The following is a 21,567-nucleotide window of genomic DNA, read 5'->3' as shown; positions in this document are numbered from 1 at the left end:
ATATCATATTAGCTAAGCTTTGTCAAGACTTTTCTTTGTGAACTTTTTATGAAGTTCTTCTCGAGCTACTCCTTAGGTCTATCCTGTTCTCCCGAACCTTTTACCTTCGTTTCGCTTCTTTCTTTATCGCTCTCTCTCGAGGCGACTTGTTTATTTTATCACTTTTATGCCTTTTTGTCAAGCGTTTTGTACCGTTTCTATGTTTTTTATAGATATTTTCATTATTTTGCACAGAAACAGTACAAAACTTACACAATATTGACGATCAGAAGAACGTCGAATATATCTTTGACTCGCCTACATGATAAACTACCCCATCATTGAACGCAAATACAACTGTTAGAGTAAAAGTACCCTTGCTGTCTGTAAAAGCGCCGTTCTGCGAATGTACAGTAAGCGTCCTGCACTCATTAGTATAATTAACGCCGAATGTCTTATTCACTTCCTCTATAGTCGATCCAGTATTTATTCCGCCTATAGAGAACTCAGGACAATTATCCAAAAACAATCCCATAACATCACATTCACTTGCCTTAGCTTCTTCATAAGTATAATTGTCAATGGTCATGCTTCCTGAATATCCTGTTGCACCATTGCTGAAGAAAGTTTCCATATCATCTTCCGCTATCACATAATTCTTCGGGTCAACGCTCTCAGAATAACCACCTAAACCTGCCGCCCAAAGGCCCATATCCGCTACATCACTATACTTTGCAGGAAACGCAAACGCCTTGCCCTTTAACGTCATATCAAAAAGCCTTTCGTCCTGCACATATATCTCAGGGTATACAGGGTCTTTGTCATCGAACTCTATAGGGTCTTCCGTTTCATTTTTGGACGATGTGGTCTCCGATTTGCTGTCGTTTGCATTACTATCTGTATTTTCTGTATTACTATTGTCTGAAATAATTCCGCCATTGTTGTCACTTATGTGGTCATTGTCTGTTATGTGCGTATTTCCACCCATATTGTTGTCTGTATTGGGCGTATCGTCCGTCTTGCCGTTGTCGATCTTCGAATCGTGTGTACTGTCGGCAATGCTTTCCTCTGTTTCGCCACCAGCTACTGTCTGATTTTCGTCAGAGCCGTTCCCATTTCTATTTATAAGGTCAGGCGACCAACTGTCATTGTACTGCACTGATGAACTGCCGCTTGTCTTTATGCTGTTTTTATCAGTTTTGCTGTCGGATAAAAACAGACCTGCTCCAACTGCCACGCACAGTGCCGCCGCACATACTCCGCCTATCCACATAGGTTTCCTGCTTACCGCCGCAGTATTGTTGAGCTTATTTTTCAATTCCTCGACCTGCTCTTCATCAGGCTCTATCTGCTCTTTCATGCCTCTGAAAAATTCCTTATTCATAGAAATATCCTCCTTTCAGCTTTTCTTTCAACATTTCTCTTGCCCTTGTAAGCTGCATTCTCACCGTTCCACTGCGTACTTTCATTATCTTTGCTATCTCATCAGTAGACACCTCTTCAAAATAGTAAAGATAGACCACCATTCTGTATTTTTCAGGCAGTTCCGTTACAGCACAGAAAACATCATTTTCCTCACGGCTTCTGAAAAAGCTTACCTCTTCCTTTCTTTCTTCAAGGGGAACTGTACGCCTGCGCCAGCTTGACAATGTTATCTTTTTGCACTGATTGAGAGTAGTCCTGATAAGCCAGAACTTCTCCTCATCATTGTCCTTGACTGTTATCCCCTTTCGATAAGCTGCAAGAAACACTTCCTGAAAAACATCGTCTGCATCTGCTTTTGAGCCAAGACGTGCTATAGCGATTCCATAAACGGTACTTTTATATTTATCTATAAGCCTGTCTATCTCTGAAGGCGTATTTTTCAAACTGACGTCCATTTGATCACCCCTTTATAATAAATACTTATTCTCTCCCGAAATGTCACAAAAATAAGAATTTTTTCAAAAGCCGCCTGAGCATATGCCCAGACGGCTCAACTTTCTTTAGAACATTCCCTGCTCCTCTGCAGCAGACGGCACATATTCCTCGTTCTCGATTATATAGTCCACCACTCTGCAATAGAAATCTGTAGGATTCATCTGAATTTTCGATTTTATATAATTTGCCTGCTCCTGATCAGGTGCGTAAAGAGTTATGTCCATAAGCACCATATCATCGTCACAGCAGCGGCAATGCACGTTATAACCACGCTTTGCAGGCTTTATATCAAAGCTTACGTCACGATCGTTTTTAAGCTTGACGAACAGTCTTAGACCTGCCGCATATATCTTATCTCTAAAACTTTTCGGCACAAGTTTTTTGAATTTCTCAGCGCCCTCAATGCCCTTTTCAGTGAGCCGATAGTAATTCGTGCCTTCTATTTCCGCAAGCTCCAGCGTGCCGTTTTCCAACATTCTGCTGACAGCTTCCGTATATACAAAATAATTCACAACGCCTTCGCCCGTGGCTATCTCAGTAAGCTGATTAGGCGTACAAAGCTGATTTATCTGACCGAGAAAATAAGCCAGAAGTATTTGAACCTCATACACGTCGGAAATGTTCTTCATGTTCTCTGATATATGAGCCTCAGGATTTTGTACCAAGCTATCAATCCTCCTTTGGAAATTTCTCTAAAAATTTGGGTATTCAAGCATATGATTGAGCAAAGCTATATTAACAGCCGCCTCAACACATGGCACAGCCCTTGGAACAACACAAGGGTCGTGTCTGCCCTTTACTTCGAGAGTTTCATTTTTCATAGCTGAATAGTCCACAGTTGCCTGCGGTCTTGCTATTGACGGAGTAGGCTTGAAAGCAACTCTAAGTGTGATAGGCATACCAGAAGCTATTCCGCCCAGTATTCCGCCGTGATTGTTTGTCTTTGTCACAACGTGACCCTTATCATTTACATAGAACTCATCATTGTTCTCCGAACCTGTCATTTCCGCCACCTTAAAGCCTGCACCAAACTCCAGACCCTTTACCGCAGGGATACCGAAAATAAGCTGAGCTATAGAGTTTTCAAGTCCGTCAAAGATAGGCGAGCCGATACCGGCTGGAACATTGATAGCGATACATTCTATAATTCCGCCAACACTGTCCTTATCCTTTCTTGCCTTGTCTATCTCCTTTATCATTTCGTTGCCCTGAACGTCGATAATAGTCGGGAACTCTTTCTCACGAACTTCCCTTATCATATCCTTAGTGGTATTGATAGGGTCAAAAGCCTTATCCTTTATGCCATGGATCTCTGCGATATGAGCGCCCACATAGATACCTCTTTTTTCAAGTATCTGACCTGCCACTGCTCCTGCAAAGCATAGGGGCGCAGTAAGTCTGCCTGAAAAATGTCCGCCGCCTCTTACATCATTGAAGCCTCTGTATCTCAATGCGCCTGTATAATCAGCGTGACCTGGTCTTGCAAGCCTTGAAAGATTTGAATAATCCTGTGAATGCTGGTCTGTATTGGCTATAAGCGCACAAAGAGGAGTACCCGTAGTCTTGCCGTTGAAATAGCCAGACATTATCTGCGGCATATCCTTTTCTTTTCTCTGTGTAGAGGTCTTGTTCTGCTTAGGCGCTCTTCTTGCCATAAATTGATATATCTTGTCAAGGTCGATGCTCTCCCCCGGCGGTACATTATCCATAACAACGCCTATTGCAGGGCCGTGGCTCTCACCGAAAACGGTAAAGCCTATATTGTTGTTCCATGTTGATGACATTTTACTTCCTCCTGTCAGCTTATAAAGCCTGTATAAATAACGGCAGATACCCGCCAGATCAGTACAAATTTTTGTACTAGCCCACGTTAAGGCTCACGGCTTATCTCTCCTCCGATGCTCTCATATACCTCAAAGAAATCGGGATATGACTTGCTGACGCACTCCGCACCGTTTATCTTCAGTGGTGAAGTACATCTTGTGGCAGCCACCGCCATTGACATTGCGATCCTGTGGTCGTTGAAGCTGTCAACTTCTCCGCCATTCAGTGAGCCAACGCCCTCTATCTCCAATCCGTCCTCAAGCTCAGTTACCTTTCCGCCAATTGCGTTAAGGCACTGTGAGATAGCCGAAAGCCTGTCGCACTCCTTTATCCTAAGACGTGCGGCATTTCGTATATAGCTTTTTCCTTCGCAGAAGCCTCCAAGTACTGTAAGAACAGGCACAAGGTCGGGTATATCCGAGCAATCGAGGTCAAAAGGCTGCAAACCGCCATTTTTATTATACACTATTTTCTCGCATATTTCAACAATTTTTTTATCTCCCTGAAAAGATTTTTCAGAGAGCCCTGCGATATCTATATTGCTGCCCAAAGAATTTGCCACCTTGAAGAAAGCCGCCTGAGAATAATCCCCCTCAACTCTGCCGCTGAAAGGCATATAACGCTGACCGCCCTTTACAAAATATCCGTTCTCTGTTTCCTCAACCTGACAGCCATGCTCTCTCAAAGTGCCTAGAGTTATGTCAACATATGGCTTTGACTCCAAATGAGAAGTGAGTATTATCTCGCTGTCCTCCTCAAGAAGCGGCAGAGCAAACAGAAGCCCTGTGATAAACTGAGAAGATATTCCACCATCAACATAGAACTTGCCCCCTGTGAGCTTTCCATTAGTGGAAAAAGGCATAGTGTTGTTGTATTCAAAGCTTATGCCATGTTTCGGAAACTCATCAAGATATGGTGTGATAGGTCTTTGCGGAAGCCTGCCCCTGCCGATGAACTGAGTATCCACCCCAAGCGCACAAGCAACAGGTATGAGAAATCTCAGCGTTGAGCCGCTCTCACAGCAATCCAAAACTGCGCTCTCAGGAATATCCTTTATGCCCTCTATCACAGCCTTATCGCCGTCAAAATCTATTTTCGCCCCAAGCGCCCTCATGCAATCCATAGTCGCAAGGATATCCACCGAGGGATAAAGATTTGTTATCTCAGAAACACCGTTTGACAGCGCCGCCGCTATCACCATTCTGTGTGCAACGCTTTTTGAGGGCGGAACTGTCACCTGTCCGCTGAGTTTTTTCGGAAATACAGTTATGTTCATCGCCATCCTCCGTTACATCTCTGTGATTATTTCAGCTATCTGCTCCTCGGATATCTCTTTGCCGTACTGATTTTCACCGAAGCACATCATCTCGCCTATTTCTTTTTGGAAAACAAATCTCAGCTTTCCGTCACGGACCTTTTTATCTGTATAAAGCTTTTTCACAAGAGCCTTTCTGTCAATATAGTCAGGTATTTTTGTAGGAAGCTTTGCCCTTTCAAGAAGCTTTTCCACACGCTGTTCATTTTCATGGGATATGAAACCAAGCTTCTCGCCCAATCTTGCCTGTGCCACCATACCGATAGCTACAGCTTCTCCATGATATAGTCTATAATCAGACACAGTTTCGATAGCTCTGCCAACAGTGTGACCGAGATTAAGCACCTCTCTCAGACCCGACTCTCTCTCGTCTTTCATTACCACTTTGTACTTGACTTCGCAGTTTTTCTTTGCGATATACTCGCAGGCTTCACCGTCACATTCAAGCACCTTTTCCACGTTCTTTTCAAGATACTCAAACAGCTCCTTATCACCAAGACAGCCGTGCTTTATAGTTTCCGCAAGACCGCTTGAAAGCTGTTTTTCAGGAAGTGTTTTCCATGTGTCTATATCCAGATACACTTTTTTAGGCTGATTGAACAGACCTATAAGATTTGTAGCAAGGGGCGTATCAACGGCAGTTTTTCCGCCCACAGAAGCGTCAGCCGCCGCAAGGAGCGTTGTGGCATAATTCACAAAAGGCACTCCTCTGCCGAATGTCCCTGCAACAAAGCCTGCCAGGTCTGTGACAACTCCGCCGCCAACGGCTACCACACAGCAATCACGGCGAAAGCCTTTTTCAAGCATAGAGTCCTCAACAAATTCTTTCATCTGCCTGGTTTTGGACTTTTCTCCCTCAGGTATCACAAAAAGCTCGGCTTTCAGACCTGCGGCATTGAGCCTGTCATAAATATCTCTGCCATAGAGATCCACAACGATAGAATCCGTCACAACGGCAAATTTCTTTATCTTTCCCACAAGACCGCCTTTAAGGTCGCTGACCAGCGTATCCTGCAATTTTCTGCCTATTTCTATATCATAAGAATCGTCCACGACCCTTTTAAGCTCGCAGTTGAATTTCATTTAATATCAAAACCTTTCAGTACAATTTTTTACACAGTTATTGCAAGAGCCTAATCACCGTCTGAGCATTTCTCGGCGTCTATCGCAAGTGCAATGAGCAATCCCGCCAAAGCATTACAATCATCATAAACGTCTATGACATAGGTATCGGTAAGGTGCAAAAGCTCCTTTGACACACGCATTATCTGTTCAGCACCGCTATAAACGGAATAGTCCCAGCCGAAAATATCGCCGTCCACTCTCCAGCCGCAGAAATCAATAAGGAACTTTGGCTTGAAAAATGTGAACTCTTTCTTTATACAGCCCATATACTCTCCGCCTATGTATATCTCAAAGGTAGGGAAAATTTTCAGCACCTTTTCTTTCAGCACGCCGACCTTGTTTCCCATGTTGTCGTATATCTCCAGCAAGTGACCCCATGCGAGTCTGCCTTTTACGCTGAAAACTGCGTTACCGTATTCGTCGCACACGTCATAGCTGTCAAACCATGAAAAAAGCCTTTGTTTAAGCACAAGTTTCATCGCTCTTCCTCCTTTGTACTTTATCCATTTACAGTTCTAAAATATTATACCACATAACTGAATATTTGTAAAGAAAAAGAGGTGCGAAAACACCTCTTTTTCAATGTCTTGTTTATTCGTTTACATCAAGAGGCTTGCCCATGAACTCGGAAAGTGCCTTAACTTTCTTCATTGTTTCAGCGAACTGTGCAGGAGTAAGTGACTGCGCACCATCGCTCCATGCGTTCTTAGGGTCGTTGTGTACCTCTATCTCAAGTGCGTCACAGCCTGCTGTTACAGCGCAAAGTGCCATTGGCTCAACAAGTGAAGCGATACCTGTAGCGTGGCTAGGGTCGATAGTGATAGGAAGGTGTGTTTTCTGCTGAAGCAGAGGAACGGCTGAAAGATCGAGAGTATTTCTTGTGGCAGGCTCGAATGTACGGATACCTCTTTCGCAAAGGATAACGTTCTGATTGCCCTCAGACATTATGTACTCAGCGGACATAAGAAGCTCCTGAAGTGTTGATGAAAGTCCTCTCTTGAGAAGAACAGGCTTGTCGCTTCTGCCGAGAGCCTTGAGAAGTGTGAAATTCTGCATATTTCTTGCTCCTACCTGAACAACGTCAACGTCAGCAAAGCAGTCAAGATCAGAAAGATCCATGATCTCAGTAACGATAGGCAGACCTGTTATCTTTCTAGCCTGAATAAGAAGGTCGATGCCCTCCTTGCCAAGACCCTGGAATGAATATGGTGAAGTTCTTGGCTTGAATGCGCCACCTCTGAGCATTGTTGCACCTGCTTCCTTTACAGCGATAGCAGTTGTGATTATCTGCTCCTCAGTTTCAACAGAGCAAGGACCTGCAATGACCTGAAGCTTTCCGCCGCCTATCTTTCTGCCTGCAACGTCGATAACAGTATTATCAGGGTGGAACTTTCTGTTAGCATTCTTGTAAGGCTCCTGAACACGCTGTACATTTTCAACACATTCCTTAGCCTGAACTGCTTCTATATCGATCTGAGTTGTATCGCCAATAAGACCGATAACATTTGAATGAACACCCTCTACCAGATTCGTCGATACGTGGAACTGGTCGAGCCAGTTCAAAAGCTCTTCTACCTGTTTTTCCTGTGAATTGTTTTTCAATACGATGATCATGTTACTTTCCTCCGAAAATCAAATTTGTATAGGCAATAAAAACAGCCGTGACATTCTTTTACAAGAAAGCCACGGCTTATAATAAACGCATATATAAAAACAGAAACTTCTCTATACGCCTATTCTGATCTCGTCGCTTTCTTCACACGCCAAAAAAACTCGAAGCCATAAAAGTAGCTCAAGCTCATAAAGAAGTATGTAAAGACTGCAGACATGATAACAGTAGACATATTCTGTTTTTTCCTTTCGATTTATTTGTTATTGCTAACCACGATTATTATACTCTTACAGGCAGGGCTTGTCAATAGTCCTGCCGAGAGTTTACATTTTTTTAACGTTTGAAAAACACTTTATTCTTCGTTTTTCACCTTATAGCTTTCCACAAGATGATAGACCTTGATATCCACAAGAGCGTCAAGAACGATACCCTCAGCGGTATAATCCTCGCTGAATATCCTGCCCTCCTGCCTTATGGTGTTCACAAGACCCGCCTTGTCAAAAGGCAAAAGAAGCCTGCATCTTACGCTGTTTTCGGGTAACGCCTTTTGTATAGCCGCAAGCAGGCTGTCAATGCCTGTGCCGTTTTTGGCGGATATCTTCACCGCTTCACCCGATGTATCAAGCTCGTTTATATAAGGCACTTTGTCGCACTTGTTGAACACTGTCGCCACAGGTATTCCCTCACAGCCAAGCTCTTTGAGCAGTTCAAGGGTAACTTTTGCCTGCTCCTCGCAGTCATCAGCCGAGGCGTCGCACACATGGATTATAACGTCCGCACTTGCCGCCTCTTCAAGAGTGGATTTGAAGGCTTCCACAAGCTGATGCGGCAGACGTCTGATAAGTCCTACCGTGTCAATAAGCGTCACCGACCTGCCGTCAGGAAGCTCTATAGCCCTTGATGTTGTTTCCAAAGTCGCAAAAAGCTTGTTCTCTGCAAGCACGCCCGCTTCTGTAAGATAATTAAGCAGTGTGGATTTGCCCACGTTTGTATAGCCCACTATCGCCGCTGTAAGAACACCGTCTTTCTTGCGACGTTTTCTCATAAGCCCACGACGCTTCTCTATCTCCTTAAGCTCGTCTGAAAGTGCCGCAATACGTGTTCTGATGTGTCGCTTGTCAGTTTCAAGCTTCGACTCACCAGGACCTCTTGTGCCGATACCACCGCCAAGACGTGACATATTAGTTCCCATGCCTGCAAGCCTTGGAAGTCTGTATTTGTTCTGTGCTATCTCTACCTGCAATCTGCCCTCACGAGTAGTCGCACGCTGAGCAAAGATATCCAGTATGAGCATAGTTCTGTCAATAGTGAAAACGCCGCACACGTCCTCGATATTTCTTATCTGTGTGGCTGTAAGCTCGCAGTCAAAAACTATCCTGTCGATATTTTCATTTCTGCATATCTCAGCCATTTCTTCAAGCCTGCCTGAGCCTATGCAGGTACCGCTGTCAAAGGACGGCCTTTTCTGCGTCACTCTCGCTATCACCTCACCGCCTGCTGTTTCTGTCAGCTCTTCAAGCTCGTCAAGGGAAAGCTCCACGTCATACGAACCCGTGTCCACTGCCGCAAGCAGCACACGGTCTTTCTTTATTGTGTTGTCAAACATTTCTGCCATATTAATCACTCCTAATGTCTGTTATCAAGCCGCTCTTCGGCTTTTTCAGGCATAAAAAAACACACCCTCAGGCGTGTAACCAAAACGTTATACGGAAGAGTCGGAGCGGCTCGTGCCAATGCACCTGCCTGATATTCGGTTTAATAGTTTCTCACCCATATTCTTGTAATTCTCATGTCATCCGACGCTCCTTTCGTAAAATATGTTTTATTATATCACAGCCATGATATTTTGTCAAGCATAAAAACAAAAAGCAGGCTGCCTTTTTCAGACAGCCTGCAAATGTTATTCATAATCGCTTTTAAGAATACTTCTCTTATGCTTTTTTTCCTCATAAAGCAGGATATCAGCATGGCTGAGAAGCTCGCCTATCTCAAGCGTGGCACTGCATACGAACGGATAAACGCCTACGCTCGTATGGATTATATATGGCTTATCGGCAGCATATTTAATGTTGTATTCTCTTGTGACCGTTTCTATATGGTTTCTCATTGACGGGATATCTATTGCGTTATCAAGAAAAGCACATACAACGAACTCATCGCCACCTATACGACCCACTATCTCACTGTTTCCAAAAGAGTGTTTAAGTATCTTTGCCGCAGATAGTATAGCAAAGTCGCCCTCCTCGTGACCAAATTTATCATTTATGGTTTTCAGACAGTCAAGGTCGGCAAAGACCATGATAGCCTTTTCACCCTCGTTTTTGTCATTGCTGAGTCTTTTACGAAGTTCCTCAAAAAATCCCCTTCGATTGTAGCAACCCGTCAAAGTGTCCTGCCTTGAAAGATCTCGAAGAAGCTCATTGTTTTCCTTGATCTCAATAAGGCTCTTTTTAAGCTGCTTCTGGGTAACAGCCTGCTGCTTCATCAAGGTTATTATTTTAAGAGCCGCACAAAGTTGAACTGTCACCGACTGCAAATAATTAAAATACTCATGCTTTATCTCACACATCAGTATTCCGTAATGCTCCTCGTTAGAGAACAATGGTGATACCACTAATGTATAACGTCTGTCTGTTGGCAGATACTTATTCGACAACAGCTCTGTATACTTTACAGCCTGCTCTTCATGTGGGAGCTGGATAGCGTCAGAACCATTGTGATAGGCTTTGAGATACATATATTCCGGCGGCTGCCACTTATCTGTGCCAAGGTGAATAAGGGCAGGCTCGAAGCTGAACAGAAAGCTTGATTCCATATGAAGCCTCGTAAGCTTATCCACAACAGTTTCATATGCTCTGTCATCATAAGCTTCAAACACAAGCATATCCCTTGTGATGGAGTTTGCCTGCCATGCAAGAAACTCATTATCCTCAAGCTTTTCCTTACAGTAATTCGCATTGCGTTCTGCCAGTATCTTGTATATCTGAATAAAAGTCTGATTTAACTTCAAATGCTTCTCCACGTTATCAAAACGAGAGATAAGCTTTTGCTGAATATACTCAACAGAAGCATAAAGCTCATCAACGCTCACAAACCTAAAAAATTCTTCACTGGCAAGAGTTGAGGTCATTTCTAATACTTTGTCTTTTTTGACCTCATTATCAAGATTTTCCTCACGGGCATAATCATCAAGAGCATATATTATCTTGACGTAATTTTCTCGCATTTTCGCAGTTGTTTCACTTGCACTGTATTTATTGAACAAAAACTGTCCCATTCTTCTTGCAAACGCTTCCGGATCATCTGATATGCGTCCAAAAGATATGGTCTTTAATTTTGAGTTGCCCTGACATCCACAGGAATTTCTTCTTACCATTTCCGAAGAGATCTTATTGTTATTTATTGTCTTATTTACAACATAGTTCACAGCCTCCTGAACGGCATGATAGCCAAGCTCAGAAGGGTCAGCCTTGACAGTCGTCAAATGCGGATTAAGCTCCTCAGCCACTGGATCGTCATCAAAGCCTGTCACAAGGATATCCTTACCGGGACGTATCCCACGCTCTTCCATAGCCTTATAGCCTGCAATTGCCATCTGGTCGTTTGCAAAAACGATAGCTTCAAGTTCCAGATTATCGTCAATTAGCTTTCCGACTTCGTCAACACAGAATTTCGAAAAATTACCATATGCAACACGCTTTTCGTCATAGATGATACCATTTTCCTCAAGAGTCTCCTTGTAAACGTCAAGTCTTTCAAGGGCATCATCACTTGTCTTAGGTCCGCTTACCATACCTATCTTTTTACAGCCATGCACCTTTATAAGATGTTCTATAGCCTCCTTCATTCCCGTTCTGTTGTCGAGCATGATACAAGGATAACCATCAATATGTGCCGTTATAGTTATAACAGGCGTTCCGGCAAATTTTTTCAGAAACTGAGCCTTATGCTCGTTGTCAAGATATGTTCCAAGTGTGCCGATAAGCACAAGCAGAACGTCGAACTTATTTGCCGCTGCCATATCGAACAAAGTATTATACTGATACTCATACACCGTTCTCAGCTTGTCGGCATAGATCCCATCTATATATCTGCCTGGAAAAATAACGAGGTCGGCGTCGCACTGCTCTGCACCTATCATTGCGCCCTCTGCAACCGCATCGTCAAAATCATCTTCAAGGTGGCTCACCAAAAGTCCTATTTTTATACGTCTGCGTTTAGCAGTATCATTCATCATCTCATGATCCTCCGTACAAATCAGCCATGCTGCTTCAGACGATCTAAAGCAGCGTCACACAAGGCACGCCTATGGGCTTTGCCTTATTCGTTTATCTTGATATCTTTCTTACAATCGACTACTGAAAGCGTACCATTCGGACTTCCAAGCCACCAGCCATCGCCTGTAAGGAACATTACGTCGAACTGACAGGTTTGTGCTGTCACGTCACCTTTACCAGTTTTATCTCCAACACCTGAAACAGAACCGCCCTCGCAATAAAGCGTAAAGACAGTATTTTTAAGCTCACAATCCAGCTCGCCGTCCCTTGTTCCCACACAGTTGAGAGTTCTTCCCTTCATGGAAATGTTGAGCCTGCCATCAAGAATACATATCCTTCCGGTACCGTTACTCGTAACTCCCACTGCAGTCAGATTATTTCCCGAAAGCACACAGCTCATGTTATAGTCTGAAATGCTTATATCAGCACTGCCGCTCATAGTACCTATACCGACCGATACTCCTGCCGCAAGCTTTAGTCTACAGCCACAGTTTGATATAGTCACATCTGCGTCGCCATCAATACTTCCAATGCCAACGCACCTATCGCCACTGCAATTTACAGCTATATCACCGCCTGCAATGACAATACCGTCTTTGCAGCCTCCTCCGCCTATGCCGACGCACTTGTCGCCATTTGCAGTTATATCAAGAACACCTGTCATTGCGACAGTTATCCTTCCACAAGGCTGCTTGCTGTCAGTACCTATTGCATAGCAATCCTGTGATTCTGATCTGATATAAAGCTCACCTGAGCCTACAAGCTCTAACGACGATCCCTCAGGAACATAAATACCTCTGCCGTCTATACGATCTTCACCGCTGCACACTATCCTGACTCTCGAACCGGTGCCTAGCTTTATGATCGGCAGATCCTCATATATAGTGAGCCATGCGTTTTTCAAATGAATGACGCAATCAACACCATTACCAATTGTCACGGACAAAGGCACTGCACGATCGTCCTCAGCCTTTCCCGAAAGAGTAAATGTACCTGTGCCGAGAAAAATGTCAGAATATCTTTTTTTATACATCTCAGCAAGGTCGATAACGTCATTATCCTCAGCGTGATAGACCTTTTTATCATTATCTCCAGCCTCGATACTGTAAGCCACTATCTCCTCACGGATATTTTCCGAGATATCGTGGATAAGCACAGGCTTCGGCTTAGAAACATAATAACCCTGAATAAGATCGACGCCGAAATATATCATGGTTTTAAGTTCTTCGCTTGTTTCAACGCCCTCTGCAAGTGCGGTATATCCGCTTGAATGGAAATATTCCACCATTTTTGAAACTATCTTCTGAGCCTTAGGATTTTGGTCAATGCCGGAAATGAGAGAACGGTCTATCTTTACCACCTCAGGATCATATCGCAGAAGATTCGATGTATTTGAATAGCCTGTGCCGTAATCGTCAATAGCAAGGCTCATATTGTTCTTTTCAAGACGCACCCTTATTCTATCGAGGTCGTCCTCACTGATCTCTGTCTGCTCTGTCATTTCGATAACGACCTTTTCAAGAAGTTCGCCATAGTCATTGACGATCGCATAAAAATCCTTATCGTCAAGAGCATGAGATGATATTGAATTTATATACAGCCTGCGGTTTTCAAAATCGAGCTGATGCTTGCTGAGATATTTAAGAGTATTTTTCAGTGTTGCTTTCTCAATATCGTAAAGTCTGCCGAAATTTTTAGCACAGTTGAGTATCTGAAGCGGATTGAGTGCTATATTTCCCTTTGTTCTCATAAGCGCTTCATAAGCGACTATCTCGCCTGTTGAAGAACTAACGATAGGCTGAAAATGATATGTAAACAGATTTTTATCAAGAAGCTCTGAAAAAGCCCTGATATTCTCGATATCACTCTTTTGCTTTGCATATTTTTCAGGATCAAAGCAACAAATACTGCCTGCGCCCTTTGCCTTAGCTTCATAGAGTGCAAAGCCTGCTGCGTGCATGAGTCTTGCTGGCACTTCAAAGCCGCTGCTTATGCCTGCCGTCACAGACAGCGACTGATTTGAAGACGATCTCACTCCAAATTCATCTGGCAGGCAACACTCCTTCACCGCTTTACGTATATTGTCAGCAAATTCCTCAGGCTTACCTCCAAAGCGTGGAACATATATCCAAAACTGACCGTCTGAATTGAATGCCGTTACAGTATTTTCAGGCAAAACCGCAACAGCCGCCTTAAGTGCCTCCCCTATGCAGTAGTCTGAATCCAAAAGCTTCCCTGCTCCATCAAATCTTACAAGAGCAAGCAATGATGAGCGTGTCATTCCATCAAGAAGTCTTACAAGCTCTGATTGTGGTATAATGTCGATCCCTTCAAAAACACTTTTTGACATATATTCTTTCGACAGATACACTATTCCGGCGGTAATGCCACTTGGAGTGTCAAGAAGTTCTATACACAACGGCAGGCCAAGATCTCGTCCTCCGCCGTTCAATGCAACTATATCTCTGAACTTGTCATAATCTGTGTTCTCTCTAAGTCCCATAAGAGCACGACAGTTTTCATCGGCATAAAACTCTCCGCTTTTCTCGTCCATAACAAACCCGCCGATATTGTGCCATATTGAACAAACCTTTCCCCAGACAGCACCAAAATAGCTTTGCCACAATTTATTTTCCATATCCATGATCTTCACCATGCCTGAATATACGACTGTGTTCAGACAATCCTTCCTTTGGAGATTTGTTAATTTTTTATATTTTTATAACTAATTATTTATCAAGCCTATTATAACATAATCCCGATAAAATTACAATAGCGACTAAGAAAAAGATGTTACAAAATCGTGCATGGAATTTTGTATATCTGTTTGACTTAGCTGGTTTTTGGTAGTATAATATAAGCATACACACAATGGAAAGCTAGGATAAAATGACAGATTTTCGCAATAAGTATTCAGTGCTTCAGGACTTTTTCGGACACTCTCAGTTCAGAAACGGTCAGGAGCAGATAATAGACAGCATACTTGCAGGGCGTGACTGCCTTGGAGTTATGCCAACAGGCGCAGGCAAATCTATGTGCTATCAAATACCTGCTCTTATGTTTGACGGGATAACTATAGTTGTTTCGCCTCTCATATCCCTTATGAAAGATCAGGTGAACTCGCTGATACAATCGGGAGTGAGGGCAGCGTATCTGAACTCGTCACTGACGGCGGCACAGTATGAAATGGCTATATCAAACGCCGCACGTGGTATGTACAAGATAATATATGTTGCACCTGAAAGGCTGATGACAGGATCGTTTCTGTCACTGGCTTCGTCGGTGAAGATATCCATGCTTGCGGTGGACGAAGCCCACTGCGTTTCTCAGTGGGGACAGGATTTCAGACCTTCCTATATGAAGATACCCGAGTTTCTTGGCAAACTTCCCTACCGTCCCATAGTCAGCGCATTCACCGCCACTGCCACCGCAGAAGTAAAAGCGGACATTATCAAAATGCTTGAACTCCGTGACCCTTTCACCATAACCACAGGCTTTGACAGAAAAAATCTCTACTTTGGCGTTTCTCACCCTCATGACAAATACAGTGAAACAGTGAGGATAGTTGAGAAATACAAGGACAACTGCGGAATAATCTACTGCTCTACAAGGAAAAATGTTGAGAGCGTGTGTGAAAAGCTCTGTGCCGACGGCTACAACGCTTCACGCTATCATGCAGGACTTTCTGATGAGGAAAGGCGTAAAAATCAAGACGATTTTATCTTTGACCGTGTCCAGGTCATGGTGGCGACCAATGCTTTCGGCATGGGAATAGACAAATCAAACGTGAGCTATGTCATACATTATAATATGCCTAAGAATATTGAAAGCTATTATCAGGAGGCAGGCAGAGCGGGACGTGACGGCAACGAAGCAAAGTGCATTTTGCTCTACAGCGGTCAGGACGTTGCGACCAACAAGTTTCTTATAAACAATTCTCATGACAATCCCGACCTTGACGATGACACTCTTGAAATGATACGCAAACGTGATCTTATGCGTCTGAAAAAGATGACCGATTACTGCAATACAAACGGCTGTCTGAGAGAGTTTATCCTTGGATATTTCGGTGAGAAGCAGGACAAGCCTTGTCAGAACTGCTCAGGCTGTTTGGGTGATTTCGGAGAAACAGAAGAAGTTGACGTGTCTGTAGATTGCCAAAAAGTTCTTTCCTGCATTTATAGACTTCACCAGCGAAACCTTTCTTTTGGAGCAGGTGTCATAGCACAGATACTTAAAGGCTCAGACTCCGAAAAGGTAAAGCGTTTTGACCTTTCCACTCTTTCGACATACGGCATAATGAAAGACTCCACGCAGGTCTATATCCGCAGGCTCATAGCTTTTCTTGAAGCTGATGATTACATCACACAGACTTCACACGGGGATTTTTATGTGCTTACCCTTACAAGAAGGTCTGCAGAGATATTAATGGACAAAAAGACTATTACAATACGCCTTCCAAAGAAAAAGCCAAAGAGCGAAACGGTCACAAAGATCGGCAGGGACGAAGTTACGACATTTGACAAGGAGCTTTTCGGACGGCTCAGAGCAGTGCGGAGCAAGCTTGCGACACAGGCAAGTCTGCCTGCATATATCATTCTTACAGACGCTTCACTGCGTGATATGTGTATAAAGCTTCCTAAGACGCAGACGGAGCTTTTGAATATCTCAGGAGTGGGAAAGTCAAAGCAGGAACGTTATGGAAGATACTTTGTAGCTGAGATACAGAAATATCTCAAGGAAAATCCTGACGCCGCTTCGGGCTATAAATATATCCCTGAGGGCTATCTGCAAAAACAGATGGCGGAAGACGGTCAAAGCACAAAGGAATATATAATTGCCCACGCAGGTGAGCTTTCAGGCAAAGAACAGGATATGACCCTTTCAGAGGTATGCGACAGCATTTTCTATCAGCTCGGCACAGACGGCGATATAAGAAGCATAAAACTTGCCATAAAAGAATGGCTCATAGGTGAAAATTATCTTGCAAAAGACGGTGCAAACGGCAGGGGCTTTCTTGAAACTACAATACTTTCCCCTGAAGCAGGAATAATAGAGCGTGAAAAAATATCACAGCTTGGAAACAGCTACAAGACGATACTTTTTCCAAAGCAGGCGCAGGAATTTATTTTTGAGAACATAGAGGAGATACTCAGCAAAGATGTACAAAACTAATAATAAAATGCGGTTTTGTGACAAATATTTATGTTTTCATACAATTTAGGTGGGGAAAATCAGAAAAGCTATTGAAAACCCACGAAAAAAGCAGTATAATAACAATAGTACATAAAACGACACGGGAGCTGAATGTTTTTCGGCTGAGAAAGAGCAAATTGATGTTCTGACCGCACCTGATATGGGTAATGCCAGCGTAGGAAAATAGTGTGTATATCTATGCGTATGCCCTTTTATCAGGCATACGCATTTTTTGTACGCAGAAAGGAATGGTATAATATGAAAAATTCAAAAACACTCACATTGGTCGAGGGTGCAGTAATGGTGGCACTGGCAACAGTGCTTAGCTTTATCAGAGTATACAAGCTCCCTTGGGGCGGCTCTATCACACTGCTCTCCATGCTTCCTATAGCCGTTTTCAGCATTAAGCATGGCGTAGCAAAGGGTCTTGGAGCGGCATTTGTTTTCTCTCTCATTCAGTTCATTCAGGGTATCACAGACGGACTTTTCGGCTGGGGACTTTCTCCTGTAATGCTCGTTGCCTGCATATTCATTGACTATCTTGCAGCCTACACAGTTCTCGGTGTGGCAGGAATGTTCAGAAAGAAAGGCGCAGTAGGCTGGATAGCAGGAACGATGATAGCAGTTTTCCTGAGATTTGTTTGCCACTTCATCAGCGGCGTTGTTATCTGGAAGTCATTCGGCGCACTGTGGGACGGCTTCTCAACAGACAACAGCGTACTCTACAGCCTGCTTTACAACGGCTCATATATGCTTCCTGAAATGATATTCACAGCTATCGGTGCGTTTGCACTTTTCGAGATACCTCAGACTAGAAAGATACTTTCCACACAGGATAAATAATCACACATTGCAAAAGGCTGGCAGTCTGCGGCTGTTTTCATTCATGCAAAAAAAAGGACGAACACAAAAGGATTGCGCCCATATAGAAGTTTTCCAAAACAACTATAAGTAAAGACTTTTACAGCGAGCTATAACAACAAAAGGACAGATACTTCCACAAGAGAAGCATCTGTCCTTTTTACGTCATATCAGAACTCCACAACCTGATCAATTTCCGCCATAAGCTCCTCTGTGAGCCTGAGAGCAGCGATGATCTTCTTGTAATGCTCAATGTCCTCAGCGGAGAGTGCAGTCTTCTTGCGGTCTTTGAGCCACTTATGCAATGGCTGATAGCCGCCGATGTACTGCTCCCACTGTGCCTGCGGTACATTGTCGAAATACTGTGTCTTGCTGATGTACACCCTGCCGTTTTTGTATTCGGGCTTGACGACCTCGTTTGTGCCGTCACCGATAAAGCTGTACGGTTCGGTATCGAACTCGGTCTGCATCAAGTGGCATTCTCTCAGCTTGCCGCCGATCTCGACCAATTTCCAGAATGTTTCCTGATCTGTAGGGTACGGCACACGGGGAAAATCTATTTTCAGGAACTCCTTGTATTTCTCGCGATATTTGTCAGAGTAGACAATAGAATAAATATAGTCAAGTAGGTTAATCGGTGCAAAACTATCAAATTCGTTTCCATCAGAGTTAGGTTTGTATGGCAACCCTAATGATTTAGATACAGAGGATACTATCTTTGAATTTAAGTTTGGTGTCCTTGTTAATCTGTTCGTAGTAGAATCGTGAGTAAATGAGTAAAGTGGAAAAATAGCTGATTGAGTGGTTCGTTCTCCGCATTTGGCTTCAGACATACAATCTGCTATAAAAAAATGGCTACAATCTTCAGCTTTATTACTTCTTGCAGTTATTAGTCCTATATTGTCACCTATTGAGAATAATGGGGATACGTCATCTCTTGCTCTCCAAATTAGCATTCTATCATAATATGTATATTTGTTGTCAAACGGTCTATAACAAAGTTTGATTATTTTATCATTACTATATTCAATATGTTTTTTGTTACTTAAGGCGAAATCGGGATAATTCTTTCCAAGATGATATTTTTCTTTAAACGCTGTTGTCGTATATTCAGTTTCAATAAAATCCTTGATTCTTGCTTCGATACACTTTGCTGTATCAGCAACAATGAATTCATCACCCATAGTGACAATTCCCGTAGTATTCTTTATGAATAGTTCATCAATGTTTATCCATTCCCAATAATTGTTGGTTTCGCTGATTGAATTTGGAACAAATAGGTAGTATGGACTATTCGCATCAACCTTTTTCCATGCAATATCAGATATGACTTTTGATTGTAAATATTTATATTTTAACTCTCTGATACCATACAAATCAGTATGATTTATTTTTGAGTTAGACGTGTTTTTTTGATTTTTAATAAAAATATTTATAGACACGCCTTGCTCAATATCAAATACATTTTCATCCTTGCTACCGTCAGGGCATTTTTCTCCCCTGTTGATGTTGCCGTGAAGATTTAATACGTATATTTTATCAAAGGTTTGCAATAAATTCCAACGCATAGCCCTGAATGTTGGATTATCTAAAAATCCATGAGGACAAATATAAGCAAGAATTCCGCTTCCTGTTCTTTCGATTAGTGATTGAGCATACCTAATAAATTTGACATAATCATCATTTAACCAATGTTTACGTTCATTGAAATGTTTACCATCAATATATTTATAATCTTCTATTAGTTTAGCAATAAAAGTATTGTTATTTGATGAGATACCAGAATATGGCGGATTACCAATAATCACATTAATTCCGTTATTCTTCTTCGCCTGATTAGCCTCAATAGATTCAAACGCAAGCGGATCATTGTCAAACAGCGTCATCTGAAAATCGTCCTTGCCTGCTTCTTCTAACGAATTGGTCAGGAACACATTCAGACGGTGGTCGCCGCCGAAATCATAGCCTGTATCTTTCAGCACCATAGCGAGCTTCATGTGCGCAACGGCATAGGGAGCCATCATCAGCTCAAAACCGTTCAGACGTGGCAGCAGGTGCTTTGGAACATACTCGTTCCATGCCTTCTTGATCTGCTCCTCGCTCTCACCCTTGTGCTTGGCTCTGAAATTATCATATATTTGCAGAATGGTCTGACGCAGGAATGTTCCTGTACCTGTTGCGGGATCGAGTATCTGAACCGCAGGCACTTCACGGCGCTCACGACGTTTCTTACCCTCAACCTCTACCATAACGTCTTTTGTTTCTTCCGATGCCAGACCGTCGACAAGCCCGAACTCCGTTTTCAGAATACTGTCAACCGCCCTGACAATGAAATTGACAACAGGCTGCGGTGTATAGTAAACGCCCCTCTGCACCTTCTGTGCCTTGTCATATGCGGTTAGGAATTCCTCATAGAAATGGATAACAGGATCTTCACGCCCACCACCTGTCTGACGGTTGAAATCCTGCAAAATCAGGTCTGTGTTCGTGTGCGTGAGTATCTCCACAACATTCGCAACTTCCAGCTCGTCAAAGGTCAGGCGACGCTCAGAGCTTTCGCCCAGACATTCCTCCATCAGCCTTTTCAGGAAAGGGTTCGTGTTCGGAATGCAGGCGATCGCTTCTTTCACATTGAAGCTATCCTGCGTCTTATCCATGCATCTTGCCGAGAATAAGCCGTAAACAACGGTCTGAGCGTACATATCCGCAAACTGCAGCTTGATCATATCGTGGATAAGATTGTCCTTGAAATCCTTGAACAACTTATGCACATATCCGTCATGCGTTTCGACAGCATAAATGTCAAGTATACGGTCACGTATAGCCTGAGCCTCTGCTGCCAGCTTGACAGTAAGCGAAGCAGAGTCCCTTATGACCTGATGATATGCTGTTACAAATGCCGCCGACCACTGAGCGTACCATGCCTGTGTGTCAGTAACATCTTTCACCCATGACAAATGCCCGATGTGATCTTCAAAAGTTCGTATCTGCGTGAAATCCTCAACAGCAGGCGCACATGAGATCATTTTTATCTGCGGAAGTCCTGCGTCCTTATCCTCAAAATGTGCGATACCGATGGTTCGATTATTATCCGTCCCCCAAAAGCAGAGGAACAGAAGGTCTTTCTGCGACCATACAGCGTGTTCAGCGGCGTTTCTTCTCTTGGGGATAAGTCCCGACAGTATCTTACGGAGTGCCGACACTTCAAACTTGTTGCTGTCGAACTCTACGCAGAAGATGCCCCATTTCTGCTCATCGCAGAGTGGCCGTAACTGGCGTAATGATGAAATCTTAGCAAATGCTTCTTCTTTCAGACCGATGTCTGATGCATCGAAATCGTATGTAATATCGTCGATCTCATCAAAATCATCAAGGTCGATGTTCCAATTCAGTTCCTCGGTAAAGTATATGATAAGATCGTCTATGCTCTTTATATTTCTGATATCCATATCTGTTAC

General features: G+C 43.2%; 14 protein-coding genes and 1 riboswitch. Of the genes, 2 read left to right on the top strand and 12 right to left on the bottom strand.

Annotated features, from left to right (window positions below; all coding sequences use genetic code 11):
- Positions 1 to 265 precede the first annotated feature (265 nt).
- From DW938_RS07890 to DW938_RS07840, 11 genes are all read right to left on the bottom strand, one after another.
- Positions 266 to 1,363: a hypothetical protein gene (locus tag DW938_RS07890; protein ID WP_118124420.1), complete on the bottom strand. Its 1,098-nt coding sequence runs from the start codon at positions 1,361 to 1,363 to the stop codon at positions 266 to 268.
- Complete coding sequence (locus DW938_RS07885; RefSeq protein ID WP_118124419.1) at positions 1,356 to 1,859, bottom strand: sigma-70 family RNA polymerase sigma factor; 504 nt, start codon at positions 1,857 to 1,859, stop codon at positions 1,356 to 1,358. The genes DW938_RS07890 and DW938_RS07885 overlap by 8 nt, the downstream gene beginning before the upstream one ends.
- Before the next feature lie 105 nt (positions 1,860 to 1,964).
- On the bottom strand, positions 1,965 to 2,564 hold the full coding sequence (locus tag DW938_RS07880; protein WP_242992450.1) for a DUF4364 family protein: 600 nt from the start codon (positions 2,562 to 2,564) through the stop codon (positions 1,965 to 1,967).
- A gap of 27 nt (positions 2,565 to 2,591) precedes the next feature.
- Positions 2,592 to 3,683 carry a chorismate synthase gene (gene aroC / locus DW938_RS07875; protein ID WP_038671275.1) on the bottom strand — a complete coding sequence of 364 codons (1,092 nt, stop codon included), beginning with the start codon at positions 3,681 to 3,683 and terminating at the stop codon, positions 2,592 to 2,594.
- Between the two features lie 86 nt (positions 3,684 to 3,769).
- The gene (aroA, locus tag DW938_RS07870; RefSeq protein ID WP_118124418.1) at positions 3,770 to 4,999 is read right to left on the bottom strand and encodes a 3-phosphoshikimate 1-carboxyvinyltransferase; all 1,230 of its coding nucleotides are present in this window, start codon (positions 4,997 to 4,999) and stop codon (positions 3,770 to 3,772) included.
- A 12-nt stretch (positions 5,000 to 5,011) separates the two neighbouring features.
- Positions 5,012 to 6,121, bottom strand: a complete 1,110-nt coding sequence (gene aroB, locus DW938_RS07865) for a 3-dehydroquinate synthase (RefSeq protein ID WP_118124417.1) — start codon at positions 6,119 to 6,121, stop codon at positions 5,012 to 5,014.
- 50 nt (positions 6,122 to 6,171) lie between these two features.
- Positions 6,172 to 6,642, bottom strand: a complete 471-nt coding sequence (locus tag DW938_RS07860) for an LURP-one-related family protein (protein ID WP_118124416.1) — start codon at positions 6,640 to 6,642, stop codon at positions 6,172 to 6,174.
- 112 nt (positions 6,643 to 6,754) lie between these two features.
- Positions 6,755 to 7,777 carry a 3-deoxy-7-phosphoheptulonate synthase gene (aroF, locus tag DW938_RS07855; RefSeq protein ID WP_038671269.1) on the bottom strand — a complete coding sequence of 341 codons (1,023 nt, stop codon included), beginning with the start codon at positions 7,775 to 7,777 and terminating at the stop codon, positions 6,755 to 6,757.
- Between the two features lie 350 nt (positions 7,778 to 8,127).
- The gene (gene hflX, locus DW938_RS07850; protein ID WP_181984393.1) at positions 8,128 to 9,381 is read right to left on the bottom strand and encodes a GTPase HflX; all 1,254 of its coding nucleotides are present in this window, start codon (positions 9,379 to 9,381) and stop codon (positions 8,128 to 8,130) included.
- 294 nt (positions 9,382 to 9,675) lie between these two features.
- Positions 9,676 to 12,012 (bottom strand): GGDEF domain-containing protein, encoded by a 2,337-nt coding sequence (locus DW938_RS07845; RefSeq protein WP_118124415.1) that lies wholly within the window; start codon positions 12,010 to 12,012, stop codon positions 9,676 to 9,678.
- Between the two features lie 83 nt (positions 12,013 to 12,095).
- Positions 12,096 to 14,690 carry a GGDEF domain-containing protein gene (locus DW938_RS07840; protein WP_181984392.1) on the bottom strand — a complete coding sequence of 865 codons (2,595 nt, stop codon included), beginning with the start codon at positions 14,688 to 14,690 and terminating at the stop codon, positions 12,096 to 12,098.
- A gap of 251 nt (positions 14,691 to 14,941) precedes the next feature.
- Here DW938_RS07840 and recQ point away from each other — a divergent pair, with 251 nt between their 5' ends.
- Both recQ and DW938_RS07830 read left to right on the top strand, forming a co-directional pair.
- Positions 14,942 to 17,227, top strand: coding sequence for a DNA helicase RecQ (gene recQ / locus DW938_RS07835; protein WP_118124413.1), 2,286 nt, complete (start codon positions 14,942 to 14,944; stop codon positions 17,225 to 17,227).
- A gap of 111 nt (positions 17,228 to 17,338) precedes the next feature.
- Positions 17,339 to 17,448: riboswitch (TPP riboswitch) on the top strand.
- A gap of 58 nt (positions 17,449 to 17,506) precedes the next feature.
- Complete coding sequence (locus DW938_RS07830; RefSeq protein ID WP_118124426.1) at positions 17,507 to 18,091, top strand: energy-coupled thiamine transporter ThiT; 585 nt, start codon at positions 17,507 to 17,509, stop codon at positions 18,089 to 18,091.
- A gap of 188 nt (positions 18,092 to 18,279) precedes the next feature.
- Here DW938_RS07830 and DW938_RS07825 read toward each other — a convergent pair whose 3' ends face one another.
- Positions 18,280 to 21,558, bottom strand: coding sequence for a type ISP restriction/modification enzyme (locus DW938_RS07825; RefSeq protein WP_118124412.1), 3,279 nt, complete (start codon positions 21,556 to 21,558; stop codon positions 18,280 to 18,282).
- Positions 21,559 to 21,567 lie beyond the last annotated feature (9 nt).

The organism is Ruminococcus sp. AM43-6 (assembly GCF_003461785.1).
Classification (GTDB): domain Bacteria; phylum Bacillota; class Clostridia; order Oscillospirales; family Ruminococcaceae; genus Hominimerdicola; species Hominimerdicola aceti.
This window is presented reverse-complemented; position numbering and strand designations above follow the sequence as displayed.

Coding starts and splice junctions, on each gene's coding strand:
- DW938_RS07890 (WP_118124420.1), bottom strand. CDS start 1,363: ATGAATAAGGAATTTTTCAGAGGCATGAAAGAGCAGATAGAGCCTGAT.
- aroC (WP_038671275.1), bottom strand. CDS start 3,683: ATGTCATCAACATGGAACAACAATATAGGCTTTACCGTTTTCGGTGAG.
- DW938_RS07885 (WP_118124419.1), bottom strand. CDS start 1,859: ATGGACGTCAGTTTGAAAAATACGCCTTCAGAGATAGACAGGCTTATA.
- aroF (WP_038671269.1), bottom strand. CDS start 7,777: ATGATCATCGTATTGAAAAACAATTCACAGGAAAAACAGGTAGAAGAG.
- recQ (WP_118124413.1), top strand. CDS start 14,942: ATGACAGATTTTCGCAATAAGTATTCAGTGCTTCAGGACTTTTTCGGA.
- DW938_RS07825 (WP_118124412.1), bottom strand. CDS start 21,558: ATGGATATCAGAAATATAAAGAGCATAGACGATCTTATCATATACTTT.
- DW938_RS07830 (WP_118124426.1), top strand. CDS start 17,507: ATGAAAAATTCAAAAACACTCACATTGGTCGAGGGTGCAGTAATGGTG.
- DW938_RS07860 (WP_118124416.1), bottom strand. CDS start 6,642: ATGAAACTTGTGCTTAAACAAAGGCTTTTTTCATGGTTTGACAGCTAT.
- aroA (WP_118124418.1), bottom strand. CDS start 4,999: ATGAACATAACTGTATTTCCGAAAAAACTCAGCGGACAGGTGACAGTT.
- hflX (WP_181984393.1), bottom strand. CDS start 9,381: ATGTTTGACAACACAATAAAGAAAGACCGTGTGCTGCTTGCGGCAGTG.
- DW938_RS07840 (WP_181984392.1), bottom strand. CDS start 14,690: ATGGAAAATAAATTGTGGCAAAGCTATTTTGGTGCTGTCTGGGGAAAG.
- DW938_RS07845 (WP_118124415.1), bottom strand. CDS start 12,012: ATGATGAATGATACTGCTAAACGCAGACGTATAAAAATAGGACTTTTG.
- aroB (WP_118124417.1), bottom strand. CDS start 6,121: ATGAAATTCAACTGCGAGCTTAAAAGGGTCGTGGACGATTCTTATGAT.